This is a genomic window from Luteimonas sp. BLCC-B24 (assembly GCF_028550595.1).
Classification (GTDB): Bacteria; Pseudomonadota; Gammaproteobacteria; order Xanthomonadales; family Xanthomonadaceae; genus Luteimonas.
In genome coordinates this window covers 366219-380218 of record NZ_JAQQGN010000003.1, presented here as the reverse complement: position 1 = coordinate 380218, position 14000 = coordinate 366219, and the positions used below count along the sequence as shown (strand labels likewise).

9 protein-coding genes are annotated in these 14000 nt (G+C 71.6%); 3 read left to right on the top strand and 6 right to left on the bottom strand.

Translation table 11 applies throughout. From position 1 onward, the window contains the following. Nucleotides 1-2 precede the first annotated feature (2 nt). From PQS31_RS09570 to PQS31_RS09555, 4 genes are all read right to left on the bottom strand, one after another. Nucleotides 3-2927, bottom strand: a complete 2925-nt coding sequence (locus PQS31_RS09570; RefSeq protein ID WP_272762487.1) for a TonB-dependent receptor — start codon at nucleotides 2925-2927, stop codon at nucleotides 3-5. Between the two features lie 109 nt (nucleotides 2928-3036). Next, on the bottom strand, nucleotides 3037-4155 hold the full coding sequence (locus PQS31_RS09565) for a PLP-dependent cysteine synthase family protein (RefSeq protein ID WP_272762486.1): 1119 nt from the start codon (nucleotides 4153-4155) through the stop codon (nucleotides 3037-3039). Between the two features lie 103 nt (nucleotides 4156-4258). Continuing rightward, nucleotides 4259-5425 carry an amidohydrolase gene (locus PQS31_RS09560; protein WP_272762484.1) on the bottom strand — a complete coding sequence of 389 codons (1167 nt, stop codon included), beginning with the start codon at nucleotides 5423-5425 and terminating at the stop codon, nucleotides 4259-4261. A 30-nt stretch (nucleotides 5426-5455) separates the two neighbouring features. Next, a complete protein-coding gene (locus PQS31_RS09555) occupies nucleotides 5456-6253 on the bottom strand; it encodes a sulfite exporter TauE/SafE family protein (RefSeq protein WP_272762483.1) in 798 nt (265 codons plus the stop codon). 189 nt (nucleotides 6254-6442) lie between these two features. Here PQS31_RS09555 and PQS31_RS09550 point away from each other — a divergent pair, with 189 nt between their 5' ends. Together PQS31_RS09550 and PQS31_RS09545 are read left to right on the top strand one after the other, a co-directional pair. Further along, complete coding sequence (locus PQS31_RS09550) at nucleotides 6443-8410, top strand: lytic transglycosylase domain-containing protein (protein WP_272762482.1); 1968 nt, start codon at nucleotides 6443-6445, stop codon at nucleotides 8408-8410. 70 nt (nucleotides 8411-8480) lie between these two features. After that, nucleotides 8481-10064 carry a hypothetical protein gene (locus PQS31_RS09545; protein WP_272762481.1) on the top strand — a complete coding sequence of 528 codons (1584 nt, stop codon included), beginning with the start codon at nucleotides 8481-8483 and terminating at the stop codon, nucleotides 10062-10064. 21 nt (nucleotides 10065-10085) lie between these two features. Here the strand turns inward: PQS31_RS09545 and PQS31_RS09540 are convergent, their stop codons facing one another. After that, nucleotides 10086-11273, bottom strand: a complete 1188-nt coding sequence (locus PQS31_RS09540) for a CNNM domain-containing protein (protein ID WP_272762480.1) — start codon at nucleotides 11271-11273, stop codon at nucleotides 10086-10088. Between the two features lie 372 nt (nucleotides 11274-11645). On the opposite strand from PQS31_RS09540, the gene PQS31_RS09535 reads away from it, so the two are divergent. Beyond that, on the top strand, nucleotides 11646-12887 hold the full coding sequence (locus PQS31_RS09535; protein WP_272762529.1) for a multifunctional CCA addition/repair protein: 1242 nt from the start codon (nucleotides 11646-11648) through the stop codon (nucleotides 12885-12887). Nucleotides 12888-12977: 90 nt separating this feature from the next. On the opposite strand, the gene PQS31_RS09530 is transcribed toward PQS31_RS09535, so the two are convergent. Next, on the bottom strand, nucleotides 12978-13871 hold the full coding sequence (locus tag PQS31_RS09530; protein ID WP_272762479.1) for an EamA family transporter: 894 nt from the start codon (nucleotides 13869-13871) through the stop codon (nucleotides 12978-12980). Nucleotides 13872-14000 lie beyond the last annotated feature (129 nt).

The window sequence follows — 14000 nt, the reverse complement described above, 5'->3', positions numbered from 1 at the left end:
GCTCAGAAGTCGAAGCCCACGCGCGCGTACCAGTAGCGGCCCGGCAGGTCGTAGGTCGAAGCGTCGTAGCCGTTGAGGCTGCAGCTCAGACACACCGGCGGTTCCTTGCCGGTGAGGTTGTTGACGCCCACGCTCAGCCGCGTGCCCTTGAGCCACGCGGTGTTGTGCCAGGCCAGTTGCAGGTCGTGGTAGGTGGTGGCGCCGAGGGCGTTGACGTCGTTGGCGCTGTCGTCGCAGATCGCGAACCCGTTCGCGCCGCCGCAGGACTCGGTGAGCCGGTCGATGTAGCGCAGCGTCCACGCCAGCGACCAGGGACCGCGGGTCCAGTCGGTGACCAGGGTGCCGGTCCATTCCGGAATCGCGCTGTTGTTGACCTCCACGCCCGGGCGCCGCGGCTCGGCATCGCCGGATTCGTTGACCAGCTCGTAGCGGGTCACCCAGGTGGCCTTGGCGTCGAAGCGCAGCCGGCCCCAGTCGCGGGCGGGCAGCGTCCAGGCCGCGGTGAAATCCCAGCCGTCGGTCTTGATCGTGCCGAGATTGGCCAGGATGGCGTCGAAGCGGATGATCTGGCCGCGGTCGCTGCGGTCGTAGGACGCGCAGGCGGCCGGCTCGCGCGTGGCGATGCAGCGCTCGAGGATCGCCTGGGCATCGGGCGCCTGGATCGCGTCGGTGATGTGGTGGCGATAGAAGGTCACGCCGAGATCCAGCCGGTCCGACCACGACACCTCGTCGGCGAACGACGGGCTCCACACCGATCCCACCATCAGGCTGCGACTGCGCTCGGGCTGCAGATCGGCATTGCCCGAGGTGACCAGCGAGATCTGCGAATTGGTCTGCTCGTAACCGGCCGGCACGCCGTCCGCCGCGCAGGCCGGTGACGGCACCGCGGCGCCCGAGCACGGGTCGACCAGGGTCGCGTCGAAGCGGCTCAGCGTGCCGTAGAGCTCGCCGATCGACGGGGCGCGGAAGCCTTCGGCGTAACTCATGCGCAGCAGCAGTTCGTCGACCGGCTGCCAGCGCAGGCCGATCTTGCCGGTGCTCTCGCCGCCGAAGGTCGAGTAGTCGGAATAACGGCCGGCGAGGCTGAGATCGAGGGTCTCGCCGAACACGGTGTCGCGCATCAGCGGCACGCTGACTTCGGCGTAGGCCTCGTTGACGTCGTAGTCGCCGCGGGTCGGGCCGGACGGCACGCCGTTGTACTCGCCGGCGACGGTGATCGGGTCGGGCGTGTAGCTGCCCTCGTACTTGCGGTACTCGAGACCGGCCGCGAACGAGAACGCGCCGGCCGGCAGCTGGAACAGGTCGCCGGTGACGTTGGCCGAGGCCAGGCTCAGGGTGTTGCGGCTCTCGTCGCGCACCACGGGCTGGATGAAGGCGAGCATCGCCGGGGTGATCGTGCCGGGCCCGCCGAACAGGTTCAGCGGGGTGCAGCCGGCGATCGTCGCGCAGACGTCCGGATCGCCCAGCGCCTCGTTGATCCGGCGGATGTTGTAGCTGCCGGTGTTGACCTGCTCGGCGCGGCTTTCGCTGCGCATCAGGTTGACGTCCCAGTTCCAGGTGCGCATGCCCACGCCGAACGTGCCTTCCAGGCCGCCGGCGGCGTACCAGGTCTTCACGTCCTGGGTGTAGCGGCGCGGACCGCCTTCGACCGGACGCCGGCCGAGCAGGAACAGGTTGGCGTCGTCGCCCACCGTGGTCAGGTCGAAGCCGAAGGGATTGAAGGGATTGCGCGCCGAGATCACCAGCGTGCTTTCGGCGTAGGGGTTGTACACGCCGGCATCGGTGCCGAGGAAGAACGGCTCGGGGGCGGCCTGGTTGGACGAGGTGCGCGCGTTGTAGAGCACGCGCGCGAAGCCCGAGACCTGCGGCGTGAACTCGAAGCGCACCTGGCCGAACACCGACTTGCGCTCCGATGGGGTGAGCAACAGGTTGTTGGGCGCGAAGTTGTAGCGGTTGGCGGTGGTGAACGGGATGAAGTCGTCGACGTCCGCGCCGCCGGGGAAACTCGCGCCGTTGGGCAGGGTGATGTTGCAGGTGGCGCTGCCGGGAATCGGATTGCCCGCGGCATCGGTGGCCAGCGGGCACAGGCCGCCGAGGGTGTCGTTGCCGCCAGGAGGCGCGAACACGAAGCGCCCGCCCGGCGTGGCCGAGCTGCCGTTCGCCAGGCCCGTGCCGGGCACCGGCACGCTGGCATTGGCGAAGCGTGCCGACGAGATCTCGCGCTGGCGGAAGTACGACGCGCCGGCGAACCACTGCGCGCGGTCGTTGCTGCCGCCCCAGCCCAGGTCCGCGCCCCAGGTGCCGCCGCCGAGGTCCTGGTACTCGCCGTAGTTCAGGTCGAGGCTGCCGCCCTGCGCATCGCGCCGGGTGATGATGTTGACCACGCCGGCGATCGCATCGGAGCCGTAGATCGACGAGGCGCCGTCCTCCAGCACCTCGATGCGCTCGATCAGCGCCAGCGGGATCGTGTTGAGATCGACCGCTGCGCCCACGCCCGAGCCGGAGGATTCGTTGACCCAGCGGATGCCGTCGACCAGCACCAGCACGCGCTTGGCGCCGAGATGGCGCAGATCGACCGTCGCCGCACCCGCGCCGACGCCGCCGCCGTCGGGCGGAAAGCCGAAGTTGCCGCTGGAATTGAACTTGGTATTGAGCGCCGCGCCCGAGGCCGTGAGGTTCTGCACGATGTCGGCGACGGAGCTGAAACCGGTGCGCTGGATGTCCTCGCGCGTGAGGACCTGCACCGGCACCGCGGTCTCCATCTCGGCCTTGCGGATGCGCGAGCCGGTGACCTGGACGGTGTCGAGCGTGCGCGCCTCCTGGGCGGTCGGCGGCGCATCCTGGGCCGCGACTGCCGGCGCGATCAGCATCATCAGGGACAGGTGGACCCCGGCGGTCAACCGGTGGCGTGGGGGAATCGCGGTCATGCAGGCGCTCCGTGCTGGGTGAGGGGTCGCCGGCGTCCCCGTGTCGCCGGCCATGTGGTTGTAACGAATCCTTAACCTGGCTGCACCTGGGGTCAACCCCAGCTTGACGTCAGTGATCGCCCGAGCGCCGCGCGAGCCCCAGCGGCGGCAGTGCCGCGCCCGTCTCGGCACTCGCGCGGACGACGGCGTCGGCGGCAGCCATGTCGAACCCCTGCGCCTGCAGCCAGGCCGGGTTGTAGTAGCTGTGCGCATAGCGCTCGCCGCCGTCGCAGAGAATCGTCACGATCGAGCCGGCCTGGCCGGCGGCGCGCATCGCCTCGGCCACCTGCAGCACGCCGATGACGTTGGTGCCGGTGGAGCCGCCGACCTTGCGCCCGAGCCGCGCGTTGACGTAGCGCATCGCGGCCAGGCTCAGGACATCGGGCACCTTGACCATCGCCTCGACGCAGCCGGGGATGAAACTCGGCTCCGCCCGCGGCCGTCCGATGCCCTCGATGCGCGACGGCGGTGCCGGCGCCACGTCATCGTGGGCCGAGGCGCCCGCCAGGCTGCGCACGTAGTGATCGAAGAAGGCCGAGTGCTCGGGATCGGCGCACAGCACGTCGGTCTCGAAACCGCGGTAGCGCGCATAGCGGCCGATCGTCGCGCTGGTGCCGCCGGTGCCCGCACTGCAGACGATCCACGCCGGCACCGGATGCGCCTCCTTCTCCATCTGCTTGAAGATCGACTCGGCGATGTTGTTGTTCGCGCGCCAGTCCGTGGCCCGCTCGGCGTAGGTGAACTGGTCCATGAAATGACCCCCGGTCTCGCGCGCCAGGCGCGCGGATTCGGCGGCGATGCCGCAGGCGCTCGGCACCAGATGACAGCGGCCACCGTGGAATTCGATCGCGGCGATCTTCTCCGGGGAGGTCGAGGCCGGCATCACCGCGACGAACGGCAGCCCCAGCAGCCGCGCGAAATAGGCCTCCGACACCGCGGTCGAGCCGCTCGACGCCTCCACCACCGTGCTGCCCGCGTGCAGCCAGCCGTTGGCCAGCGCGTAGAGGAACAGCGAACGCGCGAGCCGGTGCTTGAGGCTGCCGGTCGGGTGGCTGGATTCGTCCTTGAGATAGACGTCGATGCCGGGAAAGCCCGGCAACGCGAGCGGAATCAGATGGGTGTCGGCCGAGCGGTTGAAATCGGCCTCGATCTTGCGGATGGCCTGGGCCACCCAGTCGCGCTGGGACATGGGGCACTCGCGGAAGACGACGCGCCGCGGGACCTGCGGCGCGGTGCACAGGGTACGCCGCCCGTCGGCGCGTGCCGAGGTCCGCAGGCACGCGCGCGCGGCATCATCCCAGACGCCGTCGCACGATGCGGTCGAACACCGCGGCCGCGACCGGCAGCAGGCCGTCGTCGAAACGGAACGTCGGGTGATGGCACATCGCGCTGTCCATGCCGAGGAACAGGTAGGCGCCCGGCCACTGTTCGAGCATGTAGGAGAAATCGTCGGAGAACGGATACGGCCGCAGGTCGGTTTTCACGTGATCGGCGCCGAGCACGTCGGCGATCGCCTCCGCGGCCAGCGCGGCCTGCACCGGTGCGTTGACGCAGGGCGGGCAGGCGTGCGGGATCCGCAGGTCGATGCGGCAGCCGGCGATCTGTGCATGGCCCTCGCACAGCGCGCGCAGCCGCTTGAGCAGTTCCTCGTGCACGTCGTTCGACAGCGCGCGCAGCGTGCCGCTGAGCGTGGCCGTCGCCGGAATGATGTTGTGGGTGGTGCCGGCCTGCAGCGAGCCGACGTTGATCAGCGCCGCCTCCATCGGGTCGATATGCCGGCCGACGATGGCCGGAATGTCCACTGCCAGCCGCGCGGCGACCTGCAGCGGATCGGTCGCGCGGTGCGGCGCGGCGGCGTGGCCGCCGACGCCTTCGATCGCGATCTCGAACACCGCCAGCGACTGCAGCGTGGCACCGCTGCGCACGCTGGCCTCGCCGGTCGCCAGTGCCGGCATGTTGTGGAAGGCGTAGACCTCGTCGCAGGGCCAGCGCGTCAGCAGGCCGTCCTCGATCATCCGGATCGCGCCGCGTCCGCCTTCCTCGGCCGGCTGGAAGATCAGCACCACGCGCCCGGTCGCCGGCGGATGCGTTGCCAGATGCCGCGCGGTGCCGAGCAGCGCGGAGGTATGGCCGTCGTGGCCGCAGGTATGCGCCACGCCGGGACGCTGCGAGCGGAACGGCAGGTCGCTGTCCTCGTCCATCGGCAGCGCGTCCATGTCGGCGCGCAGACCGATCGACAGGCCGGGCCTGCCGCTGTCGATCACCGCCACCACGCCGGTGCCGCCGAGGCCCGTGTGCACCTCGAGCCCCAGCGCCTGCAACTCACGGATCACCAGCGCCGAGGTCTTCTCCTCCTCGAAGCCGAGCTCGGGCCAGGCGTGGATCTCGCGGCGCCAGGCGGTCATCTGCGGCGCCAGCGCGGCGATGGAAGCGGGAATGCTCGGAGCGGAAGCGGTCATGGCGGGTCCAGCGAGGAAAACGGAAGAGGGTTACAGGAACAACAGGCTCGCGCCGATGGCGTAGAGGAACAGCGCGAACACGCGCTTGAGCGCGCGCCCGCTGAGCGCGTGCGCCAGGCGGGTGCCGTAGGGCGCCACCAGCACCGAGGCCAAGGCGATGCCGATCGCCCCCGGCAGATAGACATAGCCCCACGACGGCGCCGGCAGCACGCCGGCCGGCGCCTGCAGCGCATAGCCCGAAGCGGCCGAAAGTGCGATGAAGATGCCCAGGGCCGACGAGGTGCCGACCGCGCGCACCGGCGACACGCCCAGCCACACCAGCAGCGGGACGGTCATGCTGCCGCCGCCGATACCGACCACCGACGACAGTGCGCCGATGCCGGCGCCCGCGCCGGTCAGGCCGACGCCGCGCGGCACCACGGCCTCGCCGCCGCCGGCCGGCGTGCGCGAGAGCAGCAACTGGGTGCCGGCGATGCCGCAATAGGCGACCACGCAGTACTTCAGTACCTCGCCATCGAGCAGGATCGCCACCTTGCTGCCCAGCCACGCGCCCACCAGCACGCCCGGCACCATCCACGCCACCGTGCGCCACAGCACGCTGCCGCGCAGATGATGGGCACGGGCCGACGAGGCGCCGGTCAGGATGATGCTGGCCAGCGCGGTGGCGAGCGCGGCATGCATCGCGGCATCGCGCGGCACGTCGAACAACGGCAGCACCCAGACCAGGCCGGTGACCAGCACCAGGCCGCCACCGATGCCGAGCAGCCCGGCGAGCACGCCGGCCAGCGCGCCCAGCAGCGGAAACAACACCATCGACCACGTCAGCATCCGGCGGAAGTCCCTGCGCGAACCGGTGCGCAGCCGCACAAGTCTAAAGGGCACGCCACGCGAGGCCGGCCGTGTCGTGCGCCCCGCACCGCGAGCGCCGCACACCGAACGCCGGACGCGGAATGCCACAAGCGCTTCAGACGGGCTTGGGTATAGTCCCCGGCCCCCGAGTCCAGGACGCCGATGCCGATGCCGATCCGCCCCGTCGCCGCTGCCCGCGCGAAGCGCCACGCCTGCGCGCTGTCGCTCGCCGCCACACTCGCCTGTGTCGGCAGCGTGCCCGTGCTCGCGCAGACGGCCGGCGACGATGCCGCCTTCCGCGCCGCGATGCAGGCCGCCGAACGTGGGCAGGCCGTGGCGCCGGCGATGCAGTCGCATCCGGCTGCCGCCTGGCTGGAACTGGCGACGCTGCGGCGCAACTTCGCCACGCTGCCGGTGGCCCAGGGCCAGGACTTCATGCGCCGGCACGCCGACCAGCCGGTGGCCGAGGTCTTCCGGGAAGGCTGGTTGCGCGCGCTGGCCAGCCGAGGCGAGTGGCAGGGTGTGCGCGCGGCGTGGTCGCCGTCGATCACCAGCCCCGCGCTGCGCTGCATCGAACTCGATGCGCGCGCGAAGACGGGCGCGATCGATGCGCAGTGGACCCGCGACGTGCAGGCGATCTGGCGCAGCAGCGGCGCATCGCTGCCCGACACCTGCGACGCCCCGCTGCAGACCCTCGCCCAGCGCGGCGAACTGGGCGACGCACTGCGCTGGGAACGCTTCGAGCTGGCCACGGCCGAGCAGGACGCAGCGATGATGCGCGCGATCGCGCGCAACCTGTCGGCCTCCGAACAGGCGCTCGCCAACGACTACGTCGCCTTCATGCAGGCCCCGCACGGCCGCGCCGCGCAGTGGCCGAAAACCGCGCGCAGCCGGCTCGTGGCCTCGCACGGACTGGCGCGCTTCGCCAGGGAGCAGCCGCTGGCGGCCGAGGCGCAGCTGCCTGCGATCGCCTCGGCGCTCGGTTTCACCGAAGCCGACACCGGCCGGGTGCTCTACCAGGCCGCCTTGTGGACGGTGGCGTCGTATCTGCCCGATTCGGCCCGCCTGCTGGCGAAGGTGCCGGCCAGCGCCTACGACGAGCGCCTGCACGAATGGCGCGTGCGCGAAGCGATGGCCCGCCGCGACTGGGCGGCCGCGCTGGCCGCGATCCGCCTGATGGGCACCGCGCAGCGCACCCAGTCGCGCTGGACCTGGTTCGAGGCGCGGATGCTGGAACTCACCGGCGATCGCGCGGCGGCCCAGCCGCTGTATCGCCGCGCGGCGACGCAGCCCGATTTCCACGGCTTTCTCGCCGCCGACCGGCTCGGCCAGCCCTATGCCCTGTGCCCGTGGGACTTCGCACCGGCGGAGGCCGCGAAACGGCGCATCGCCACCGACCCGGGCATCGTGCGTGCGATGGCGCTGTATCGCATCGATCGGCCGGGCTGGGCCACGCGCGAGTGGACGGCGGCGCTGGCCCGCTTCGACGACGACCAGCGCCGCATCGCGGTGCAGGTGGCCCAGGACAACGGCTGGTACGACCGCGGCGTGTTCGGCCTCGGCCGTCAGCCGGACGAAACGCGCCTGTACACGCTGCGCTTTCCGCTGACCAGCCAGGCCCTGATCGAACGCGAATCGCGTCGCCAGGGGCTGGATCCGGCCTGGGTGGCGGCCGAAATCCGCGCCGAGAGCACGTTCAACCCGAATGCACGCTCGCCCGCCGATGCGCGCGGCCTGATGCAGGTGATGCCGGCGACCGGCGCGGCGGTCGCGCGTCGCCTCGGCCTGGCCTACGGCGGCCCGGACAGCCTCTACGATCCCGCGACCAACGTCGCCATCGGCACCGCGTACCTGCGCGAGAAGAAGGACATGTACGGCCTGCCCTACGTGGCGATCGCCGCCTACAACGCCGGCCCCACGCCGACCGGGCGTTGGCTGGCGCAGCGGCCGGACATGGACCCGGACCTCTGGATCGAAACCATCAGCTATCGCGAGACGCGCGAATACGTGGCCCGCGTGCTGGCATTCAGCGTGATCTACGACTGGCGGATGTACGGCAAGGCGGCACCGCTCGAAGCACGCATGCGCGGCACCAGCGACGCGCGCACGACCGCCTTCGCCTGCCCGGCCGGCTGAGCCGGGCCACCCACCTGTCGCCGCGACGCGCCGACCGCGCGCGTCGCGGCCCACTGCCATGGAGGCTGCCATGCGCGCACTGCGCGCCCTGATGCTGGGCCTGGGCCTGGCGCTCTGTACGGGCGTCCACGCCGAATCCGCCGTGTATTTCCTCGACCACACGATCCGCGCACCCGGCCATGCCGGCACGATGCGCACCCTGGGGTTCAACCGGCTCGCGCTCGACACCGGGCCGAGACGCGAGCAACGCCTGCACACGCGACCGCTGTGGTCGCAGCTGCGGGGTGGCGGGCAGTGGCGGTCCACCGACGATCTCGATCCCGACGACGCCGTCGATGCGGCGCTGATCGAGGTGCTGAACAGCGGGTTCGAGGTGCGGATGTCGGCCGACGGCACGCCCGGTCCGATGCGCGCCGTCGACGGCGTCGCCTGGGCGCGATTGTTGAAGCAGCGCCCGCGCGCGGCGCAGGCGCTGGTGGATGCGCCGCAGACGCTCGGCCTGCAGGTGCGCGCACTGCCCGAGGGCCTGCGCGTGGGTCAGGTCCTGCGCCAACGTGCACCGTCGCCGACGGGCGACGTCGACATGCGCCTGGAGGTGCTGGCCGTCGACGACGGCGTGGCCGTGCTGGCGATGCACGTCGACGGCGCCGCCGTGACCGGCAGCGGCCGGCAGGCGGTGCGCCTGGCCGACGGCATGCCGCTCGACGTGGCCCTGCGCCTGGACGTGGCCGCCGGCGACGGGCTGCCGGCGACCGAGCAGCGCCTGCGCATGGTTGCGCTCGACACCCTCCCCATGCTCGACGTGTCGGAATCGAACACCACCGTGGCGGACTACCAGACCGAGCGGCTCGCGGCGCCGCCGTTTTCCGAACCGTCGGACGATCCGACGCTGTATCGCGACGATCCGCCGCCGCGCGGTGTGCTGCTGGCCGACATGCTGGCGCCGGAACACCTGCAGGCGCTCGCACCGCGCCTGGTGTTCGGCATCACGCCGCGCAGCATGGGCCGCGCACGTCTGGCCATGGCGGCCGAGACGACGGCCGACGACCGCGACCCGGACGACGGCCCACCGCCGCTGTTCGGGCGTCTGCGCTCGGTCACGCTGCGCGATGCCGCCGGCCGGCCGCTGCCCGCGCTGGAGGCCGTGCCCGTGCGGCCGATGCTCGGGTTGTTCGGCCGCTGGCGCAGTGACGAAGGCGAGGCCGATTTCCCGTTCCGCCTGCCACCTGGCCTGCGCGACGAGGACCTCGACGCGCTGGCGACGATCGAACTCGGCATGGACATGGAGACCTTCGCCTGGGACGGCGTGGAGACCGTGGCCTACGGCGCGCAGCCGCAATCGCAGCCCGGGGCCCGTTTCGACTGGCGCTCATCGCGTCATCTCGGCTTCGAGCAGGCGCGCGCCCGTCCCGGAGAAACGGAGGCCCTGTGGAGCATCGCGGTGCCGCTGGACGCCGACGGCCGCCCGCTGCCGCAGGCCTCGCTGATGCACCGAGGACGCGATGCCGACGCACTCGACTGGGAATGGCGGCAGACGCCGCAGCGCACCGAGATCGCCACGCCCGCGCCGATCGCGGCGGTGGAATTGCGACGCTACCGCTGGCGCATGGTGCCGCACGTCTGGACATTCGAGCGGGTCGATTCCACCGAATGACGGTCCACGCCGGCCCCTGACTCAGCGGCCGCCGCCCGCCTGATCGTCGCGCGCATCGACCGGCAGCCCGTGCGCCGCCGCGCGATCCGCCCAACGGCGGCGCGCGAGGCGCTGCATGTCGGACACGCGATCGCTCTCGTCGATGATCTCCTGCCCGAGCAGGGTCTCGACGACATCCTCCATCGTCACCACACCGCGGGTCGAGCCGTATTCGTCGACCACCAGGGCGATCTGCTGACGGCGGTCGAGCAGGAACTCCAGCAGCGCGGTCAGCGCCATGCCTTCGGGCACGCTGCGCAGCGGGCGCGCCAGCGGGCGCAGCGGCGCGTCGCCCTCGCCGCGGGCCTCGGCCTGCAGCAGCTCGGCGCGCAACACGAAGGCATCGGCATCGTGGATGTCGTCGCGATACACCGGAATGCGCGAGAACGGCGCCGCGCGCCGGTCGGCCAGCGCATCGGACACGCGGGTGTCGTCGCGCAGCGCCGCCACCACCGGCCGCGGGGTCATCACGTCCTCGGCGCACAGTTCGGACATGCGGAACAGGTTGCGGAGAATCGTCGACTCGCGCGGCAGGATGTCGCCGCTCGACTCGCCGACGCCCGCCATCGCGATGAACTCCTCGCGGTTGAACACGTGCGCCTGACGCCCGCGCGAGATCACCCGGGTCAGCAGATCGGACAGCCGGATGAGCGGATACAGCACCAGGATCAGCACGCGCACGAAGCTCGCCACCGGGGCCGCGAGCTGGCGCCAGTACTGCGCGCCGAGGGTCTTGGGCACGATTTCCGACACGAACAGGATCAGCAGCGTGGCCACCGCCGAGAACACGCCCACCCAGGCACTGCCGAAGGCATCGGACGCCTTCGCGCCGGCACCGACCGCGCCCGCGGTATGCGCGATGGTGTTGAGCGTCAGGATGCCCGCCAGCGACTGGTCGATGCGGTCGTGGCGCAGCGTGCGCAGCGTCGCCGCCAGCCGCGGCCGCTCGGCCTGCAGGCCGGCGATGAACGACGGGGTGATGCTCAGCAGCACCGATTCGGCGATCGAGCACAGGAACGAGAGACCGATCGCCGCCGTCAGGTAGACCAGCATCAGCGTGATGTCGACCGCATCTCCGCTACCGGCCACGGACGCCGGTGCGGCGAACGCGGCGGCGGGCAGGCACAGCAGCAGCGCGAGACACAGGCGCGGGATCACAGGACGCGGCACAGCGGCACTCCAAGGGGTGTTCGCCAGTCTAGTGCGCCCGCCGTACAGGACGTGCATGGCCGTGTGCTTCGCGCCTGCCCGTGCGCGAAGCACACACGCGTGCAGCGCACGACGCGCTCGATCGTGGCCGTGAAGCGCGCTTCAGGGCACCGGGCGCAGCTGGAACAATGCGCGCCGAGCCGATCGCAGGGCTGCGCCGGCGCCATTACCGCCGGCACACCGAACCCCGGACCTGGACCTTCCACGACGTCCGCTCGCGAATGAACGAGGCCGAGCGCGCGACCTCCGGACGCGAGTTCGGACCGTCCGGGGCCGAAGCCCGTTAGGCTGCACGGCGACGCTCCTCTCGTGATCCGGCATCCGTCCATGTCCATGCACATCTATCTCGTCGGCGGTGCAGTGCGCGACCGTCTGCTGGGACGCCCGCCCGGCGACCGCGACTGGGTCGTCGTCGGCGAAACCCAGGCGGCGATGGAGGCGGCCGGCTTCCGCGCGATCGGGCGCGATTTCCCGGTGTTCCTGCATCCGCAGACGGGCGAGGAGTACGCGCTGGCGCGGACCGAGCGCAAATCCGGACGCGGCTACCGCGGTTTCGTCGTCGACGCCGATCCATCGGTGACGCTGGAGCAGGATCTCGGTCGTCGCGACTTCACGATCAACGCGATTGCCGAAGCGCCCGACGGCCGCCTCGTCGACCCCTACGGCGGCGTGCGCGACATCGAGGCGCGCGTGCTGCGGCATGTCGGCCCGGCGTTCGCCGAAGACCCGTTGCGGGTGCTGCGCGCCGCGCGCTTCATGGCCCGCTTCGCGCCGCTCGGCTTCACCGTGGCCGCCGAGACGATGGACCTGATGCGCGGCATGGTCGAGGCCGGCGAACTCGAGGCGCTGACGCCCGAACGGGTGTGGCAGGAGCTGTCGCGCGCGCTGGCGTCGGCGCAGCCGTCGGCGTTCCTGCGCACGCTGCACGACTGCGGCGCACTCGCGGTGGTGCTGCCGGAGGTCGATGCGCTCTACGGCGTGCCGCAGCGCGCCGAATTCCATCCCGAGGTCGACACCGGCGTGCACCAGGAACTGGTCAGCGACATGGCCGCGCGGCTCGCGCCGGGCGATGCGCTGATCGGCTTCGCGGCGCTGACCCACGATCTGGGCAAGGCGCTGACGCCGAAGGACACGCTGCCCCGCCACATCGGCCACGAACATGCCGGCCTGAAACCGCTGGATGCGCTGTGCACGCGGCTGAAGGTGCCGGCGGCGCATCGCGAACTCGCGATCATCGCCTGCCGCGAACATCTCAACGTGCATCGCATCGCCGAGCTGCGCAACGAGACGCTGCACGACCTGATCGCGCGTTGCGACGGTTTCCGCAAGCCCGAGCGCATCGCCCAGCTCGCGCTGGTGTGCGAATGCGACAAGCGCGGCCGCCTGGGCAGCGCCGAGGATGCCTATCCGCAGGGCGCGCTGCTGCGCGCGGCCCACACCGCTGCGCTCGCGGTCCACGCACGCGACATCGCTGCCCGCGGCCTCACCGGGCCGGCCGTCGGCGAGGCGCTGCGCAAGGCGCGGATCGCGGCGATCGCGGCGTCGCGTGCCGGCGTCGATCCGCGGAGCGGGTGACGGCCCCCGCCATCCGGCAACGACGCGGGACGTGCCGCGGACGTGCGTCGCCGGATGACGCGATGTCGCGACGTCGGACGCCAGGCGTGGTCATCTGGGCAGTCGCTGGCTCAGGGCGACGCTGCCGAGGATCAGCCCGCCGGCGATCGCCATGCGCAGGGTCGGCGTCTCGCCCAGCAACCCCCACGCCCAGGCGACGCCGAAGACCGGCACCAGGTACGTCACCGTCGAGGCGCGGCCTGCGCCGATGCGCGCGATCAGCCGGTAGTACATGACGAACGCGGCCCCGGTGCACAGAACGCCGAGCAGTGCGACGGACCCCCAGGCCCGCGACGAGATGGGGTGCTGAGGCCACTGCGCGATCGCGAACGGCAGCACCAGGACCGCCGCGCACGCCAACGTCGCCGGGGCGACCGCGGTCGCGGGCAGGCCCGAGAGCTGGCGGCGGACGAGGTTGATGCCGATTCCGTACAGAAGCGCGGCCGCAGCGCCGGCGAGCACCGCGGGGCCGATCGCGTCGCCTTCGATGCGGCCGCTGGCGAGGACGACGACACCGGCGAAGCCCACCGCCAGGGTCGCGCTGCGGGCCCAGCCGATGCGCTCGCTGAAAAACAGCGCACCGACGAGCGCGGTGAACAGCACGGTCAGCGCGTTGCAGATGGCGCCGACACCGGCCGGCGCGCGCTCGGCCGCCCAGGCGAACAGCAGAAACGGCACCGCCGAATTGATGGCGCCGATCAGCGCGAGCTTGGGCCACAGTCGCAGGGGAAACGACGCGCGGGCTCGCCACAGGAACGGCAGCAGCACGATCGCGCCCAGCGCCAGCCTCACTTCGACGAGTGCCGCCGGTCCGAATTCGGGCGCGGCGATCCGCATGAACAGGAACGAGGCGCCCCAGATTGCGCCGAGCACGCCGATCTCGAGCGGCGTGATCCAGCGCGCGTCGTGGCCGGACAGCGGCGTGGCAGTGGTGTGCGCGGACATGGAGCTCCCTGCGGAGTGGGCGACGGACGTCGGATCGTGGGTCCGACATGAGCCAGCTTGTGGGCAGCGCCAGTCTGGCCGGTCCATCGCCCGCGACAAGCGCATACTTTCGCTGTCGACCACGAATCT